General features: G+C 56.5%; 12 protein-coding genes. 5 read left to right on the top strand and 7 right to left on the bottom strand.

Features of this window, described 5'->3' with window-relative positions; genetic code table 11:
- Positions 1–110 precede the first annotated feature (110 nt).
- The 5 genes from serS to lrp all read right to left on the bottom strand — a co-directional run bounded on the left by serS (position 111) and on the right by lrp (position 7,923).
- The gene (gene serS / locus L383_RS20685; RefSeq protein ID WP_023332538.1) at positions 111–1,403 is read right to left on the bottom strand and encodes a serine--tRNA ligase; all 1,293 of its coding nucleotides are present in this window, start codon (positions 1,401–1,403) and stop codon (positions 111–113) included.
- A gap of 92 nt (positions 1,404–1,495) precedes the next feature.
- Positions 1,496–2,839 (bottom strand): replication-associated recombination protein RarA, encoded by a 1,344-nt coding sequence (rarA, locus tag L383_RS20690; protein WP_023332537.1) that lies wholly within the window; start codon positions 2,837–2,839, stop codon positions 1,496–1,498.
- Between the two features lie 9 nt (positions 2,840–2,848).
- Positions 2,849–3,463 (bottom strand): outer membrane lipoprotein periplasmic chaperone LolA, encoded by a 615-nt coding sequence (gene lolA / locus L383_RS20695; RefSeq protein ID WP_014883204.1) that lies wholly within the window; start codon positions 3,461–3,463, stop codon positions 2,849–2,851.
- Between the two features lie 128 nt (positions 3,464–3,591).
- Positions 3,592–7,293, bottom strand: a complete 3,702-nt coding sequence (gene ftsK, locus L383_RS20700) for a DNA translocase FtsK (RefSeq protein WP_023332536.1) — start codon at positions 7,291–7,293, stop codon at positions 3,592–3,594.
- 135 nt (positions 7,294–7,428) lie between these two features.
- A complete protein-coding gene (lrp, locus tag L383_RS20705; RefSeq protein ID WP_000228469.1) occupies positions 7,429–7,923 on the bottom strand; it encodes a leucine-responsive transcriptional regulator Lrp in 495 nt (164 codons plus the stop codon).
- 544 nt (positions 7,924–8,467) lie between these two features.
- Between lrp and trxB the strand changes: the two genes are divergently transcribed.
- The 5 genes from trxB to infA all read left to right on the top strand — a co-directional run bounded on the left by trxB (position 8,468) and on the right by infA (position 14,291).
- Complete coding sequence (trxB, locus tag L383_RS20710; protein WP_023332535.1) at positions 8,468–9,436, top strand: thioredoxin-disulfide reductase; 969 nt, start codon at positions 8,468–8,470, stop codon at positions 9,434–9,436.
- Between the two features lie 114 nt (positions 9,437–9,550).
- Complete coding sequence (cydD, locus tag L383_RS20715; protein ID WP_023332534.1) at positions 9,551–11,317, top strand: heme ABC transporter permease/ATP-binding protein CydD; 1,767 nt, start codon at positions 9,551–9,553, stop codon at positions 11,315–11,317.
- Complete coding sequence (gene cydC / locus L383_RS20720; RefSeq protein WP_023332533.1) at positions 11,317–13,038, top strand: heme ABC transporter ATP-binding protein/permease CydC; 1,722 nt, start codon at positions 11,317–11,319, stop codon at positions 13,036–13,038. The genes cydD and cydC overlap by 1 nt, the downstream gene beginning before the upstream one ends.
- 45 nt (positions 13,039–13,083) lie before the next feature.
- Positions 13,084–13,788 carry a leucyl/phenylalanyl-tRNA--protein transferase gene (gene aat / locus L383_RS20725; protein ID WP_023332532.1) on the top strand — a complete coding sequence of 235 codons (705 nt, stop codon included), beginning with the start codon at positions 13,084–13,086 and terminating at the stop codon, positions 13,786–13,788.
- Between the two features lie 284 nt (positions 13,789–14,072).
- Positions 14,073–14,291: a translation initiation factor IF-1 gene (infA, locus tag L383_RS20730; protein ID WP_002211347.1), complete on the top strand. Its 219-nt coding sequence runs from the start codon at positions 14,073–14,075 to the stop codon at positions 14,289–14,291.
- A gap of 71 nt (positions 14,292–14,362) precedes the next feature.
- Here the strand turns inward: infA and L383_RS20735 are convergent, their stop codons facing one another.
- Both L383_RS20735 and clpA read right to left on the bottom strand, forming a co-directional pair.
- Entirely contained in the window at positions 14,363–14,812 is a 450-nt protein-coding gene (locus L383_RS20735; RefSeq protein ID WP_023332531.1) for a hypothetical protein, read from the bottom strand.
- A gap of 254 nt (positions 14,813–15,066) precedes the next feature.
- Positions 15,067–17,346, bottom strand: a complete 2,280-nt coding sequence (clpA, locus tag L383_RS20740; RefSeq protein ID WP_023332530.1) for an ATP-dependent Clp protease ATP-binding subunit ClpA — start codon at positions 17,344–17,346, stop codon at positions 15,067–15,069.
- Positions 17,347–17,370 lie beyond the last annotated feature (24 nt).

Below are 17,370 nucleotides of genomic sequence, written 5' to 3'. Positions count from 1 at the left end.
TTTCATTCGGAGGAGTATTACTACTTTAGAGGCAGGGGGTATTGCGTCGTATCAATTCACAGGCACAAAAAAAGCGCCCGAAGGCGCTTTTTTTGTTTTGAGGCACATATTTAGCCGATGTACTGCTGACCTTTCATGTATGGGCGCAGCACTTCAGGGATCTCAATACGGCCATCTGCCTGCTGATAGTTTTCCAGCACGGCAACCAGCGTACGACCCACAGCCAGACCAGAGCCGTTCAGGGTATGCACCAGACGGGTTTTCTTGTCAGATTTACTGCGGCAGCGTGCCTGCATGCGGCGCGCCTGGAAATCCCAGACGTTAGAGCAGGAGGAGATTTCACGATAGGTGTTCTGCGCAGGTACCCACACTTCCAGGTCGAAGGTTTTGCAGGCACCAAAGCCCATATCACCGGTGCACAGCGCCATACGACGATACGGCAGGCCCAGCAGCTCGAGGACTTTCTCGGCGTGACCCGTCATCTCTTCCAGCGCGTCCATGGAGTCTTCCGGACGAACAATCTGCACCATCTCGACTTTATCGAACTGGTGCATACGGATCAGACCACGGGTGTCGCGGCCATAAGATCCCGCTTCAGAACGGAAGCACGGAGAGTGTGCGGTCAGTTTGATCGGCAGTTCGTCTTCGTCGATGATCTCATCACGCACGAGGTTAGTCAGCGGCACTTCTGCGGTAGGGATCAGCGCATAGTTGCTGCTGTCTGCTTCTTCATCCAGCGGACGGGTATGGAACAGGTCGCCGGCAAATTTCGGCAGCTGACCCGTACCGTACAGCGTATCGTGGTTGACCAGATACGGGACGTAGGTTTCGCTGTAACCGTGCTGCTCGGTGTGCAGATCCAGCATGAACTGGGCCAGCGCACGGTGCAGATGGGCAATCTGGCCTTTCATCACCACGAAGCGAGAACCGGTCAGCTTAACCGCGGCCGCAAAGTCCAGACCCGCGTGCATTTCGCCCAGCGTGACGTGATCGCGCACCTCGAAGTCGAACTCGCGAGGCGTACCCCAGCGTTTCACTTCAACGTTGTCGTTCTCGTCTTTGCCGACAGGCACGCTGTCGTCAGGAATGTTCGGGATCGCCAGCGCAATATCGCGAATTTCGGCCTGAAGAACGTCCAGCTCGGCTTTCGCCTGATCCAGCTCTTCACCCAGTTTGTTCACTTCCAGGCGTAATGGCTCAATATCTTCCCCGCGCGCTTTCGCCTGGCCAATGGATTTCGATCGAGAATTACGCTCTGCCTGCAGATTTTCAGTTTGTACCTGCAGAACTTTACGACGCTCTTCAAGAGCGCGCAGCTTATCTACATCCAGCTTAAAGCCCCGGCGTGCCAGTTTTTCAGCGACTGCGTCTGGCTCATTACGCAGCAGATTGGGATCGAGCATGCTTATCCTGTGCTTATCGAATTAAAATAGGAAAATGTGACCACAGCCTGCGGTCACAAGGATACTATGCCAACATTACCGCAACGATCGAACTAACGGTAGCGTTTTATAGGGCTATTTTGATCCTGTCCGGCGAGCCAGGTGAGCTTTTCACCAATCTTGCTCTCAAGACCTCTGTTTGTAGGGTGATAATAGCGGGTTTGTGCCATTTCCTGCGGGAAATACTCCTCCCCGGCGGCATAGGCGTTGGGCTCGTCATGCGCATAGCGATACTCCTGCCCGTAGCCCATCTCCTTCATCAGTTTGGTTGGCGCGTTGCGCAGATGAACCGGCACATCGTAATCCGGGCGTTCACGTGCGTCCGACATCGCGGCCTTAAACGCGGTATAGACAGCATTGCTTTTCGGCGCGCAGGCCAGATAGACAATCGCCTGCGCAATCGCACGCTCGCCTTCTGCTGGGCCCACGCGGGTAAAGCAGTCCCAGGCAGAAAGGGCAACCTGCATGGCGCGCGGGTCAGCATTGCCGACATCTTCTGAGGCAATGGCCAGACAGCGGCGCGCTACGTACAGCGGATCGCCACCCGCGGTGATTATGCGCGCGTACCAGTAAAGCGCCGCATCCGGGGCGCTGCCGCGGACGGACTTATGCAACGCCGAGATCAGATCGTAGAAACGATCGCCTTTATTATCAAAACGCGCGCTGCGCTCACCGGCAATTTCGGTCAGGAGTTCCGGCTTCAGCACCCGCTTTCCGGCATCATCCACTTCGGCCATATCGGCCATCATTTCCAGGGTGTTCAGCGCGCGGCGCGCATCGCCATTAACCAGCTCCGCAATCGCCCTGCGCGTTTCGTCAGGCAGAACGATATCCTGCCCGCCGTAGCCGCGTGCTTTATCATCCATCGCCTGGGTCAAAACCTTTTCGATATCCTCGGTGGTCAGGGATTTGAGCAGGTAAACGCGGGCGCGAGAGAGCAGCGCCGAATTCAGTTCAAACGAGGGGTTTTCGGTGGTCGCGCCGATGAAGAAAATTGTGCCGTCTTCGATATGCGGCAGAAAAGCATCCTGCTGGCTCTTGTTGAAGCGGTGAACTTCGTCGACAAAGAGGATGGTGCGGCGCCCGGCATTACGGTTCTGGCGCGCGCGCTCGATTGCCTCACGGATCTCCTTTACGCCGGACGTGACCGCCGAGATACGTTCGACGTCAGCGTTGGCATAGCGGGCAATCACTTCAGCGAGGGTCGTTTTGCCGGTCCCGGGTGGTCCCCAGAGGATCATGGAGTGCAAATGCCCGGCCTCAATGGCCCGCGGCAAGGGTTTCCCCGCAGCCAGCAGGTGCTGCTGGCCGATGTACTGCGCTAAATTTTCTGGCCGCATACGAGCGGCCAGAGGTTGAAACGCATTATCTGAAAAATCGAGCGACAGATTGCTCACTCATGCCTCTTACTTATTGCGTTGGTCGTCCACCGTTACGCCCTGCGGCGGGGTAAAGGTGAATTTCGATGCATCCACGGCGCCGTTCTGCTGAGACTTGAGCTGGTAGCTGCTGCGCTGATCGTCCTGCTCAACCGCGCCGAACTGATTGATGGTCCCGTTGGTGCTGACGTTGATGGTGAACTGCTTCAGGTTGCCGTTGCTGCCTTTCGGCGTCAGGACAAACTCATCACCGTTCTGCTTAATATTGTACTGCTGCCAGTCGCTGGCCTGGTTGCGGGCAATCAGCATAAAGGGCGTATTGCTGGTGGCATCTTTCAACCAGGTTGCCGTGGCCTGCTCAACGAACGGGTTGAAGAACCACAGTGTTTTACCGTCAGAGACCAGGATGCTCTCATCCGGCTGAGTCATGTGCCAGTTAAACAGATTCGGGCGTTTTACCCACAAATCTCCCTGACCTTCCTGCACCGCGTTGCCGCTGCCGTCAGTCACTTTCTGCGTGAAGCTGGCGTGGAAGCTGCTCACTTTATCCAGTCGGCTTTTAAGGTCGCTGGCCGCATCAGCCCAGACGCTGCTGGCAACAAAACTGGTGAGTAATGCACAGGCGATGGCGATTTTTTTCATTGTTATTCCTTAAAATACGTCTTCCCGAAATGGGGTTTCCGTCATCTATTCTGGACCTGCCCGAAGGCAGGCGACAGAAGAAAATGCTTAATTTTGGCTGATTTACCCTTCTTTGCAATCGCTGAAGGTTAATCAAACGGCGGCGGCGCCAGCACCTCGCGGTTACCGTTATGCCCCTGCTCGCTCACGATGCCCTGGGCTTCCATCTGTTCGATGATACGCGCCGCGCGGTTATAGCCAATGCGGAACTGACGCTGGACGCCAGAGATCGAGGCTTTACGTTTTTCGGTGACGAAATTAACCGCCTGATCGAATAACGGATCCAGCTCTTCGCCGCCGTCAAAGCCACCGCCGCCGCCTTCGCTTTCCGTATCGCTGGTAATACCGTCCACATATTGTGGGCGACCGCGTGCTTTCCAGTCCTGCACGACGGCGTGAACTTCTTCATCGCGGACGAACGCACCGTGGACACGCACCGGAGAGGTGGAGTTCGGGCCGGAATAGAGCATGTCCCCCATACCCAGCAGCGACTCTGCGCCGCCCTGGTCAAGAATGGTACGGGAGTCAATTTTACTTGATACGGTAAAGGCGATACGCGTCGGAATGTTCGCTTTGATAAGACCCGTAATAACGTCCACCGAAGGACGCTGGGTGGCCAGCACAAGGTGAATACCGGCCGCACGCGCTTTCTGCGCCAGACGAGCAATCAACTCTTCCACCTTCTTACCGACGGTCATCATCAGGTCAGCGAACTCATCCACCAGCACGACGATATAAGGCAGTTTTTCCAGCACCGGATGCTGGGCATCCATGCTATCGCCCGGCTTCCAGTAAGGATCCGGAATTGGACGTCCCATGCGCATCGCCTGAGCGATTTTCTCGTTATAACCAGCCAGGTTACGCACGCCCAATGCAGACATCAACTTGTAGCGGCGTTCCATCTCGTTGACGCTCCAGCGCAGGGCGTTGGCAGCGTCTTTCATGTCGGTGACCACTTCCGTCAGCAGATGCGGGATACCTTCGTAGACGGACAGTTCGAGCATTTTCGGGTCGATCATGATGAAACGCACATCTTCCGGCTGCGCTTTGTAGAGCATGCTGAGGATCATGGCGTTCACCCCGACGGACTTACCGGAACCGGTCGTACCGGCCACCAGCAGGTGTGGCATTTTCGCAAGATCTGCCACCACCGGATCGCCGGCGATATCTTTACCCAGCACGACGGTCAGTGGGGATGGGTTATCACGGAACTTGGTGTTGTCCAGCACTTCACGCAGGTAGACGGTCTGACGTTTTTTGTTCGGCAGTTCAAGACCCACGTACGGTTTACCCGGAATCACTTCCACCACACGCACCGCCACGGTCGACAGAGAACGCGCCAGGTCACGAGACAGGTTAGAAATACGCGCGGCTTTTACGCCCGGCGCCAGGTTCAGTTCGAAACGGGTGATGACCGGACCCGGAGAGTAGTTCACCACATCCGCCTTAATGCGGAAGTCAGCCAGACGGGCTTCCACCAGACGGGCCATCTGCTCCAGAGCAAAAGTATCAACCGGCTCGACTTCAGCAGGGGGCGGCGTCAGCAGATCCAGTGACGGCAGCGGCGTGCTTGGACGCTGCAGCGGACGGCTGTCACCGTTACGCATCAGCAGCGGGTGAATCAGGCTCTCCTGCGGCTGTGGCGCTGGCTGCTGGAACTGCGGCGGCTGGTGTTGTGGCTGGTGTTGTGGCTGCTGCGGTTGAGCATACGGCTGCTGAACCGGTTGTTGCGGCTGCGCGTAGGCCTGCGGGGCAGGCTGCTGACGCACAGGTTCAGCTTCAGGCATCACGCTCGGGGTAAATAAAGGCTCACTCGGACCATCATCCACCAGGTCTTTCATTGGTGAGAACTCGAAATCAGACAATGAGAACGGGTTGGCACCCGTTGGCTGTTCACCGGAGTAGCGCTGCTGTTGCGTTGCCGCGAACTGACGCGCTAACTCTGCCTCTGCTGCTTCATCTTCATCGTCCAGAGCGGGCTCATCGTGCTGGTATTCTTCACCGTAGCGTTGATTCTGCTGTGCCGCGAACTGGCGAGCCAGTTCGTCCTGCTGCATGTCATCTGCGTCATCTTCGTAGTCCGGCTCACGTGCTTTTTCTTCGGCCATACGCTGGGATGGCAGTTTGATGCCGTAAGAGGCAAGTTCACGACGGGTAGGAACGCGAACGCGGTTAGGGCGTGGCAACTGTGGACCAATCCCCTCTTTCACCTGAGGACGCGGTGCGCCACCCGTTGCCAGGCTGAAGACAGGTGCGGCAGCAGCAGCGGCCACGGTGGCCTGCTTCACGCTTTCGGCGACAGGTGCAACCGCAGGCGTCGCGTCGACCGGCGGAACCGAAACTGAAGGTGCCTTCGTAACGGGCTCCTGCGCGGGTTCAGGCACAGGCTGATACCAGGCCGCCAGCTGCTCGCGTTCACGGGCGCGGCGTTCTTCAACTTCTTCAAAATAGTACATTGGCGGACGAGACGGTTTCACCTCTTCCATCACCTCAGGTTCAGGCTGAGGCTCTGCATATGGCTGCGCAGGTTCAACCGGTTCAGGCACATATTCCTGATACGGCTGGGCCACAGGCTGCTCATAGTGCTGCGGTTCATACTCAGGTTGCGGCGGCTGGTAAGGCTGCTGCCACGGTTCCTGCTGCACAGGAATATAGCTTTCAGGTTCAGGCGCGATAACGGGCTCCGGCGTATGAACACCGGGCGCGGTCTGCCACGCAACGTTTGGCTGCTGAATAACGGATTCTGGTGGTGGAACCGGCGCGGAGGGCATCACGGCTTCGACAGGCGCGGCATACGCCTGCGCGGCAGTCGTGGCGGCTGCGGCTGCCGCAACCGGTGCGGTGACCGTATGGCCGTTCAGCAGCGGATCGTATTCGTCAAATTCACCCGGGGTAGCACGGCTGCCGGAGAACAGCACATCATCAGGATCGACAGCGGCACCCGCGGCACGGTACTCAACCTGCTCGTCTTCATCCATACGTTTACCGGAGAAGAGCGCGGCATCCGTTTTGCGTCCAAGCGGGTTGGCAAATTTTTCCGCGACGCGCTGGCGACGCGCCAGGGCACCGCGCAGAATACGGGCACGACGAGATTCACGACGCTGTACCGGGGCCTCGTCTTCCTCATCGTATTCCTCTTCATAGTCGTCATCATCGACCCACGTATCGTCGCGGCGGGTCCGGTTGCTGGCGAACGTCAGGATCGTGAGAATAAAGCTGCCGATTTTTTCGGCAATGCTCACCCATGACCAGCCGGTAAACAACGTCAATCCTGCCGCCCAGATGCACAGCAGCGCCAGCGTGCCACCGCTGCTGTGCAGCATGGGCTGTAACGCAGAACTGAGCAGGCTACCAATGACCCCGCCGGAGGCGAAGTACCAGATGTCATCGGCGTTAATCGCCGCCAGCCCGCAGGAGGTGAGGATCAGTGCCAGCGCGCCAATCAGGCGCAGGGAAACCGCAAAATAGTCGATGTAATCATCGTTCTGACGATGACGCCATGCAAACCAGCATCCGCCGATGATAATGACGGGAATGGTGTAGGCCATCACACCGAATATGAAAAAGAGCGTGTCCGCAAGCCAGGCACCGGGTACACCACCTAAATTATGGATAGGTTCATGCCATGCGGTTTGTGACCAGCTGGGATCGGAAGGGTTGAAACTGAGTAAGGCTGCCATCAGCCAGACGGCAAAAAGAGCAATAACAATCAGCAAAGCCTCGAGGAGACGACGTCCGCTGCTTAGCTTCGATAGTGTGACTTCTTTGTCTTCAGTGTATTCCTGGCTCAAGAAAGGCTCTCCAGGTATCAGGCATATCCTGCCTGTTTGCTAAAACGGACAACAGCGCCGGGACTCCCCGGCACTGTTGCTGTATGGATTAACAGGAGTGTAATCAAACTACGCTGATTTTGCACCTGTTCCGTGTTAGCGCGTCTTAATAACCAGACGATTGCTCTGTTTGACCTCTTCCATCACCACATAAGTACGGGTGTCGTTCACGCCTGGCAGACGCAGCAGGGTTTCCCCCAGCAGCTTACGGTAGGCGGACATATCAGGCACACGGGTTTTCAACAGGTAGTCGAAATCACCGGACACCAGGTGACACTCTTGAATTTCTTCAAGTTTTTGTACAGCGGCGTTAAATTGCTCAAACACATCCGGTGCACCACGATTCAGAGTAATCTCAACAAATACCAGAAGTGAGGCATCCAGATAATGCGGGTTCAGCAGAGCCGTATAGCCCTGAATAAAACCCTGTCTTTCCAGTCGGCGCACACGCTCAAGGCACGGCGTCGGGGAAAGACCCACACGTTTTGAAAGCTCGACGTTGGAAATACGCCCATCCTTTTGCAATTCATTAAGAATGTTACGATCGATACGGTCGAGATCTTTGCCAGGGCGCTTCTTGCTATCTACCATTATTATTGTCTCTCTGTATTCCTTCCCTACTCCTGCCTGGACCCTGTGCACATCACTGTTCAGAGCCTGTACCCGTTAGTCATCACATCGCCTGGTTATGTATTTGACGCGATGCGGATTCGGGTTCTATTGGTAAGAAGACCGTTGCCCGAAGGCCGTCACCGACATCACGTATGGCGTCTGTCCACGCCATGCGTAGATTTCACTGACACGGTAAAAATGGCATTTACGTGCATGCCTATGCGGCATACGGTTAACGCGGTTTTTTTTCTTCCTTGAATGTTTTCGCAAAAGCGCAGGGGATTGTCAAAGCAAAACATCGATTTTTAGTACAAGATGCCGGATATTCATTACGGAGGGGTATTAATCCTCATTTTACTGCCTTATAAACGCGCGATTTTCAGCAGCAGACGTGATAACACTGCGTCATATCCATCGGGCGTAGCTATTGCATATATCGAAAGCAAAACTCCAGTGCTCTTTTTTTACGGCAACAAATTCCCTACAATCCAGCCCATTGCCTGCCAACAACAATGGGGATCTCATGGGCACGACCAAACACAGTAAGTTGCTAATCCTTGGTTCCGGACCTGCGGGATATACCGCGGCGGTCTATGCTGCACGCGCTAACCTGCAACCGGTACTGATCACCGGTATGGAAAAAGGCGGTCAGCTGACCACCACCACAGAAGTGGAAAACTGGCCGGGCGACCCGAACGACCTGACCGGGCCGCTGCTGATGGAGCGCATGCACGAGCATGCCGCGAAATTCGAAACTGAAATCCTGTTCGACCATATCAACAAGGTCGATCTTCAGAACCGTCCGTTCCGCCTGACGGGTGACAGCGGCGAGTACACCTGTGACGCGCTGATTATCGCCACCGGCGCCTCTGCCCGCTACCTCGGCCTGCCGTCTGAAGAAGCGTTTAAAGGCCGCGGCGTCTCTGCCTGCGCAACCTGCGACGGTTTCTTCTATCGCAATCAGAAAGTCGCGGTTATCGGCGGCGGCAACACCGCCGTGGAAGAAGCGCTCTACCTGGCAAACATCGCCTCTGAAGTGCACCTGATCCACCGTCGTGACACTTTCCGCGCCGAGAAAATCCTGATCAAACGTCTGATGGATAAAGTGGCGAGCGGCAACATCGTGCTGCACACCAATCGCACCCTGGAAGAAGTAACGGGCGATCAGATGGGCGTTGCCGGACTACGCATTCGTGACACCCAGAACACCGATAACGTCGAAACGCTGGACGTGGCTGGCCTGTTTGTGGCAATCGGTCACAGCCCGAATACCGCCATCTTCGAAGGTCAGCTGGAACTGGAAAACGGCTACATCAAGGTGCAGTCTGGTATTCACGGTAATGCAACTCAAACCAGCGTCCCTGGCGTGTTCGCTGCCGGTGACGTGATGGACCATATTTACCGTCAGGCGATCACCTCTGCGGGCACCGGCTGTATGGCCGCGCTGGACGCAGAACGCTATCTTGATGGACTGGCTGAACAAGGTAAATAATCTTTACAAGTCAGTAACAAACGTAAATAAAGGCGGCCACAGGTCGCCTTTATTTTTGCTCGCGTGTAACATGCAGATGTCTAATTTCTTATAACGTCACCTGCAAAATACGCAATGGAAAAAACCCGTCAACAAGAGTTAACACGCTGGCTGAAACAGCAAAGCGTTATTTCCCGCCGCTGGCTTACGATCTCCCGTGTTCTGGGGTTTGTCAGTGGTCTGTTGATTGTTGCCCAGGCATGGCTGCTGGCCCGCATTCTTAACCACATGATCATGGAGAACATTCCGCGCGAAGCGCTCCTGATGCCTTTTATCGTCCTGGTCCTGATTTTTATCCTGCGCGCATGGGTGGTGTGGCTGCGCGAGCGCGTCGGTTTCCATGCCGGACAGCATATCCGCTACGAGATCCGCCGTCAGGTGCTCGATCGTCTGCAGGAAGCCGGGCCCGCGTGGATCCAGGGTAAACCGGCCGGAAGCTGGGCGACGTTGATCCTTGAACAGATTGACGATATGCACGACTACTACGCACGCTATCTGCCACAAATGGCGCTTGCCGTCTTCGTTCCGCTGCTGATTGTGATCGCCATCTTCCCGGTGAACTGGATGGCGGCGCTGATCCTGATGGGCACCGCGCCGCTGATACCCCTCTTTATGGCGCTGGTCGGAATGGGTGCTGCGGATGCCAACCGCCGTAACTTCCTGGCATTGGGGCGCTTAAGCGGCCATTTCCTGGACCGTCTTCGCGGCATGGAAACATTGCGCATTTTTGGTCGTGGTGAAGCGGAAACCGAAAACATTCGTCGGGCATCGCAGGACTTCCGTCAGCGCACCATGGAGGTGTTACGCCTGGCATTCCTGTCGTCCGGCGTACTGGAGTTCTTTACCTCGCTGTCTATTGCCCTCGTGGCGGTCTACTTTGGCTTCTCCTATCTGGGCGCGCTGGATTTCGGTCATTACGGCACGGCAGTGACCCTTTCCGCCGGTTTCCTGGCGCTGATCCTGGCCCCGGAATTTTTCCAGCCGCTTCGCGACCTGGGGACGTTCTATCACGCCAAAGCGCAGGCAGTTGGCGCAGCCGATAGCCTGAAAACATTCCTGGAGACGCCGCTGGCGCATCCGGATCGGGGTGACGTGACGCTGAACAGCAAAGAGCCGGTAACCCTCGACGCGAGCGATTTCTGCATCCTCTCGCCGGAAGGGAAAGTGCTGGCAGGCCCGCTGAACTTCACCCTGCCGGCCGGAAAGCGCGTGGTGCTGGTTGGCACCAGCGGTTCCGGGAAAAGTTCTCTGCTGAATGCGTTATCCGGTTTTATGGCCTACACCGGTTCACTGCGGATCAACAAAACCGAACTGCGTCATCTCGATCCTGACGCCTGGCGTCAACAGCTCAGTTGGGTGGGACAAAACCCGCAACTGCCTGCCTCTACGCTGCGTGAAAACGTTCTGCTGGCGCGCCCGGACGCGCGTGAAGATGAACTGCAATCGGTTCTCGACCGCGCCTGGGTCAGCGAGTTTCTGCCGATGCTCCCGCAAGGTATAGATACCGTGGTCGGCGACCAGTCTGCCGGGCTGTCGGTTGGACAGGCGCAGCGCGTGGCCGTTGCCCGCGCTCTGCTTAACCCGTGCCAGCTGATGCTGCTGGATGAACCCGCAGCCAGTCTGGACGCACACAGTGAGCAGCGCGTCATGGCGGCGCTGAACGCCGCCTCCTTGCAGCAAACCACGCTGATGGTTACCCATCAGCTGGAAGGGATTGCTGACTGGGACGAGATCTGGGTGATGGAAAACGGACGTATTGTTGAACAAGGCGATTACGCCTCACTCGTTGCCGCGCAGGGGCCGTTTGCCGCCCTGCTGGCAAACCGTCAGGAGGACATCTGATGCGTGCTCTGCTGCCTTATCTTGCACTCTATAAACGCCATAAATGGATGCTGACGCTGGGGATTGTGCTGGCCATTGTGACGCTGCTCGCCAGTATCGGCCTGCTCACGCTTTCCGGCTGGTTTCTGTCGGCCTCGGCCGTGGCGGGGTTCGCCGGATTATACAGCTTCAACTATATGCTTCCGGCGGCAGGTGTTCGCGGTACAGCCATTACCCGCACGGCCGGACGCTATTTCGAGCGTTTAGTCAGCCACGACGCCACGTTCCGCGTCCTGCAGCATCTGCGTATCTACACCTTCAGCAAACTGCTGCCCCTCTCCCCTGCCGGGCTGGCGCGTTTTCGTCAGGGTGAATTACTGAACCGTGTCGTTGCGGATGTCGATACGCTGGATCACCTTTACCTGCGCGTGATCTCCCCGATCGTGGGCGCGTTTGTGGTGATTGTGGTGGTCACGCTGGGGCTGGCTGTTCTGGATGTTCCCGTTGCGCTAACGCTCGGCGGGATCATGCTGTTAACGCTCATTATTCTGCCGCCGCTGTTTTACCGCGCCGGAAAATCCACGGGGGAAAACCTGACGCGTCTGCGCGGCGATTACCGCCAGCAGCTGACCTCCTGGCTTCAGGGGCAGGCAGAGCTGACCATTTTTGGCGCCAGCAAGCGCTATCGCGCCCGGATGGAAAGTACGGAGCTGAACTGGCACGAAGCCCAGCGCCGTCAGTCGGAACTGACGGCCTTCTCTCAGGCGCTGATGATGTTGATCGGCGGCGTGGCGGTGATTGCCATGCTGTGGCTGGCTTCCGGCGGAGTTGGCGGTAATCCTCAGCCAGGTCCGCTTATTGCCCTCTTCGTTTTCTGCGCGCTGGCCGCTTTTGAAGCGCTGGCACCGGTAACGGGCGCTTTCCAGCATCTTGGTCAGGTGATCGCCTCTGCCCTGCGCATCACACAGATTGCTGAGCAGGAGCCTGAGGTAACGTTCAGCGCAGCACAGACCGCGGTGCCTGAGCAGGTGACGCTGACGCTTGATGACGTGACCTTCGCCTATGACAAACAGGCGCAGAATGCGCTGGAAGGTATCACTCTGTCAGTTGATGCGGGGCAGCGGATTGCGATCCTTGGCCGCACCGGCTGCGGCAAATCGACGCTGCTACAGTTGTTGACCCGCGCCTGGGATCCGCAGCGCGGCCAGATTCGCTTCAATAATACGTTGCTGACAGATTTCAGCGAGCAGGCGCTACGTAAGACCGTCAGCGTCGTTCCACAGCGTGTGCATCTGTTTAGCGCCACCCTGCGCGATAACCTTTTACTGGCCGCGCCGGAGGCTTCGGACGACGCGCTTCGCGCCACGCTGGAACAGGTCGGGCTGCAAAAACTGCTTGAGGACGACGGGCTGAACAGCTGGCTGGGTGAAGGTGGTCGTCAGCTCTCCGGTGGAGAACTGCGCCGTCTGGCGATTGCGCGTGCGCTGCTGCATGATGCACCGCTGATGCTGCTCGACGAACCGACTGAAGGACTGGATGCGACGACTGAGAGTCAAATCCTTGATTTACTTGCGAATGTGATGGCAGGGAAAACCGTGCTGATGGTCACACACCGCCTGCGTGGACTGGCAAGTTTTGATCGGATAATTGTGATGGACAACGGACACATTATTGAGCAAGGTAGTCACGCAGAGCTGTTGACGAAACAGGGTCGCTACTACCAGTTTAAACAGCGTCTGTAGACTATATTTGTAGCGTCCTCACTCGCGTACTGGAGTTTTGCTGTCATGCGCCTGGTCCAGCTTTCTCGTCATAACATTGCGTTCCCGTCGCCGGAGGGAGCGCTACGTGAGCCCAATGGGCTGCTGGCCCTGGGTGGGGACCTCAGCCCTGCACGGCTCTTGATGGCTTACCAGCGCGGCATCTTCCCGTGGTTTTCTCCCGGCGACCCGATTTTATGGTGGTCGCCCGATCCGCGCGCCGTGCTGTGGCCAGCGCAGTTTCACCTCAGCCGCAGCATGCAGCGTTTCCATGCCAAATCTCCATACCGCGTCACCCTCAATCACGCGTTTGGTCAGGTCATTGAAGGCTGTGCGCAAGACCGCCATGAAGGGACGTGGATAACCCGCGATATTATTACCGCCTACCACCAGCTTCATGAGCTTGGCTACGCTCACTCCATCGAAGTATGGGAAGACGGCATACTCGTCGGCGGCATGTACGGCGTGGCGCAAGGGACGCTGTTTTGCGGCGAGTCGATGTTCTCTCGCGCGGTGAACGCCTCGAAAACCGCGCTGCTCATTTTCTGCCAGGAATTCGCGCAACGCGGCGGAAACCTGATCGATTGTCAGGTCCTCAATGAGCATACGGCCTCCCTCGGCGCCGTTGAGATCCCGCGACGCCAGTACATCGAACATCTGGATGCCAGCCGCCAGCAGAAGCTCCCGCGCGACTTCTGGATACCGAGAACGCTCTTTATGCCCAATGCCTAAATGTTTTCCGCATATTTTTTGTGAGGGTGTTATAATTATGCCGCAGAGTAGCTTCTGCCTGTTGCCCCGCCGCCGTTTGGGACCTTCGCTTCAGATAACGTCCTGACGTTTATCCTGTTGTATCCCCTTTACGAATGCGCTTTCCGTTCGGTTGTACCGTGACGCTTGGGCAATGCGCCGAAACTGTTTTGCTGCGTTTTAAACGCGCAATTCTTTACTTAATTGATGAATTTCGGCATTATCTTGCCGGTTCAAAACTTGGTAGTGATACCCCAGAGGATTAGATGGCCAAAGAAGACAATATTGAAATGCAGGGTACCGTACTTGATACGTTGCCTAACACCATGTTTCGCGTAGAGCTGGAAAACGGTCACGTGGTAACTGCGCACATCTCCGGTAAAATGCGCAAAAACTATATCCGCATTTTAACGGGCGACAAAGTGACTGTTGAACTGACCCCGTACGACCTGAGCAAAGGCCGCATTGTCTTCCGTAGTCGCTAATTGTTTTCGCCTGTAATGGCAGATGAATATTTAAAAGGTCGGGATCATCCCGGCCTTTTTTATTTATGGCTCTAGTGTTGCTGTACCGGAAGATGTATTGTCATCCACGGCTGTACAGTAGTGATTAAATCCACCGCCATAGAATGAACCATATCATGCAGTAATCCCGTCAGGTGCGGCAACATATCGCGGTCAAAATGCGATACCAGCAGCACATGGTTTAATGCCCGGCAGTAGTCGCATTTCGTTTCTGTATCTTCCAGCAGCCACTCTTTTTGTCGCGGTTCTTCCGCTTCGTGCTCAAATTCCACCACCTGAAAGTCACGCATTGATTCTGTGAGGCCGGTTTTCATTTCTTCCAGGTATGCACCAAGGCAACGGCACACGGGCTGCGTCTGCGGGAGTGATTTGCAGTCGAGGAGGATTTCGGTGAGTAGTTTGCAGCGCTCAGCAAGGGTTGGGAGATCGGGATTGAGGGAGAGTTCGGTGTAGAGTTGGGTGAAGCCATTAATATCAGTCATATGTGATCCTTTATGCACGCAAGATTGTCTCTGCACACACTTTCAGGACGCCAATCCCGACACCTGATTTAGCAGGTGCGCCGCCATTTTATTACTGTGGATTCATCCAGCAACAGACATCGAAAGAAACTGGAAAGCGCCTCGCAAAATTCCTCTACGGCATGATGCCCTCACCCCGGCCCTCTCCCACAGGGAGAGGGAGCAAACAATAAAAAACGGCAACCGAAGTTGCCGTTTTGCTTTTACCTTACTACTCAGTGAGCCGCTTCCGGCTTGTGCTTCGCCGCACTCTGGAAGTCGTACGTCAGCTCGTTCTTCGCCTGATCCAGCGCCACGGTCACCTGACCGCCGTCCACCAGCGAGCCAAACAGCAGCTCGTTCGCCAGCGGTTTTTTCAGGTTGTCCTGAATCACACGCGCCATCGGACGGGCACCCATCGCACGGTCGTAGCCTTTTTCAGCCAGCCAGTTGCGGGCCTCCTGGCTCACTTCCAGCGATACGCCTTTCTGGTCCAGCTGTACCTGCAACTCGACGATGAACTTATCCACCACCTGATGGATCACCTCGGTAGACAGGTGATCGAACCAGATAATGTTGTCCAGACGGTTACGGAACTCCGGCGTGAAGATCTTTTTGATCTCTTCCATCGCATCGGTGCTGTTGTCCTGATGGATCAGGCCGATGGATTTACGCTCGGTTTCACGTACCCCGGCGTTGGTGGTCATCACCAGCACCACGTTGCGGAAGTCCGCCTTGCGCCCGTTGTTGTCGGTCAGCGTCCCGTTGTCCATCACCTGCAGCAGGATGTTGAACACATCCGGGTGCGCTTTCTCGATTTCATCGAGCAGCAGTACCGCGTGCGGATGCTTGATCACCGCGTCGGTGAGCAGGCCGCCCTGGTCAAAGCCCACGTATCCCGGAGGCGCACCAATCAGGCGGCTGACGGTGTGGCGCTCCATATACTCGGACATATCAAAGCGCAGCAGCTCAATGCCCAGCGCTTTGGAAAGCTGGACCGTCACCTCGGTTTTCCCGACGCCGGTTGGGCCAGCGAACAGGAAGGACCCGACAGGCTTGTGCTCATGCCCCAGCCCGGCGCGGGCCATCTTGATCGCTTCGGTTAAGGCCTCAATGGCTTTATCCTGTCCAAAGACCAGCATTTTCAGGCGATTGCCGAGGGTGCGCAGCGTGTCGCGGTCACTCTGAGAGACGCTCTTCTCAGGAATACGTGCGATACGGGCCACCACGGACTCAATGTCCGCCACGTTAACCGTTTTCTTACGCTTGCTGGCCGGCATCAGGCGCGCTCGCGCCCCTGCCTCATCAATCACGTCAATTGCCTTATCCGGCAGATGACGATCGTTGATGTATTTCACCGCCAGCTCCACCGCTGCACGGACCGCTTTCGCGGTGTAACGCACGTCGTGGTGCGCTTCATACTTCGGCTTCAGACCGTTGATGATCTGCACCGTTTCCTCAACGGACGGTTCGGTCACGTCAATTTTCTGGAAGCGGCGCGCCAGCGCACGGTCTTTTTCGAAGATGTTGCTGAACTCCTGGTAGGTAGTGGAGCCAATCACGCGGATCTTGCCGCTGGAGAGCAGCGGTTTGATCAGGTTAGCGGCATCCACCTGGCCACCGGACGCCGCACCTGCGCCGATGATGGTGTGGATCTCATCGATAAACAGAATGCTGTTGGTGTCCTGCTCCAGCTGTTTTAACAGCGCCTTGAAGCGTTTTTCAAAATCGCCGCGGTATTTGGTGCCCGCCAGCAGCGAGCCAATATCCAGCGAGTAGATGGTGCAATCGGCAATCACTTCCGGCACGTCGCCCTGCACAATGCGCCAGGCCAGACCTTCCGCAATCGCGGTTTTCCCCACGCCTGACTCACCCACCAGCAGCGGGTTGTTTTTGCGGCGACGGCACAGCACCTGGATCGCGCGCTGCAGCTCTTTATCGCGGCCAATCAGCGGGTCGATACCGCCAACGCGAGCAAGCTGGTTAAGATTGGTGGTGAAGTTTTCCATACGATCCTCCCCGCCTGCTTGCTCTTCATTGTTATTGACCTGATTGCTGGAATCCGATGCCTGGTTAGGCTCGTCTTTGCGCGTTCCGTGAGAAATAAAGTTCACCACGTCGAGTCGGCTGACTTCGTGTTTGCGCAGCAGGTAGGCCGCCTGTGACTCCTGCTCGCTGAAGATGGCGACCAGGACGTTTGCGCCAGTCACTTCGCTACGTCCGGAAGACTGGACGTGGAATACCGCGCGCTGCAGCACGCGCTGGAAGCTGAGCGTCGGCTGCGTGTCGCGCTCCTCTTCACTGGCTGGCAGCACCGGTGTGGTTTGTTCGATGAAGGCTTCGAGTTCCTGACGTAGCGCCACCAGATCCACGGAGCAGGCTTCCAGCGCTTCGCGGGCAGATGGGTTGCTAAGCAGTGCGAGCAGTAAATGCTCGACGGTCATAAACTCATGTCGGTGCTCACGCGCTCTGGCGAAAGCCATGTTTAAACTGAGTTCCAGTTCTTGATTGAGCATAGGCACCTCCCCCAATTTTATGCC

Source organism: Enterobacter sp. MGH 37 (assembly GCF_000534515.1).
Taxonomy (GTDB): Bacteria; Pseudomonadota; Gammaproteobacteria; order Enterobacterales; family Enterobacteriaceae; genus Enterobacter; species Enterobacter kobei.
This window is presented reverse-complemented; position numbering and strand designations above follow the sequence as displayed.

Bases quoted from the DNA above. Each gene is read 5' to 3' on its own strand.
- serS (WP_023332538.1), bottom strand. From the start codon at position 1,403: ATGCTCGATCCCAATCTGCTGCGTAATGAGCCAGACGCAGTCGCTGAA.
- lolA (WP_014883204.1), bottom strand. From the start codon at position 3,463: ATGAAAAAAATCGCCATCGCCTGTGCATTACTCACCAGTTTTGTTGCC.
- lrp (WP_000228469.1), bottom strand. From the start codon at position 7,923: ATGGTAGATAGCAAGAAGCGCCCTGGCAAAGATCTCGACCGTATCGAT.
- trxB (WP_023332535.1), top strand. From the start codon at position 8,468: ATGGGCACGACCAAACACAGTAAGTTGCTAATCCTTGGTTCCGGACCT.
- cydD (WP_023332534.1), top strand. From the start codon at position 9,551: ATGGAAAAAACCCGTCAACAAGAGTTAACACGCTGGCTGAAACAGCAA.
- cydC (WP_023332533.1), top strand. From the start codon at position 11,317: ATGCGTGCTCTGCTGCCTTATCTTGCACTCTATAAACGCCATAAATGG.
- aat (WP_023332532.1), top strand. From the start codon at position 13,084: ATGCGCCTGGTCCAGCTTTCTCGTCATAACATTGCGTTCCCGTCGCCG.
- infA (WP_002211347.1), top strand. From the start codon at position 14,073: ATGGCCAAAGAAGACAATATTGAAATGCAGGGTACCGTACTTGATACG.
- L383_RS20735 (WP_023332531.1), bottom strand. From the start codon at position 14,812: ATGACTGATATTAATGGCTTCACCCAACTCTACACCGAACTCTCCCTC.
- clpA (WP_023332530.1), bottom strand. From the start codon at position 17,346: ATGCTCAATCAAGAACTGGAACTCAGTTTAAACATGGCTTTCGCCAGA.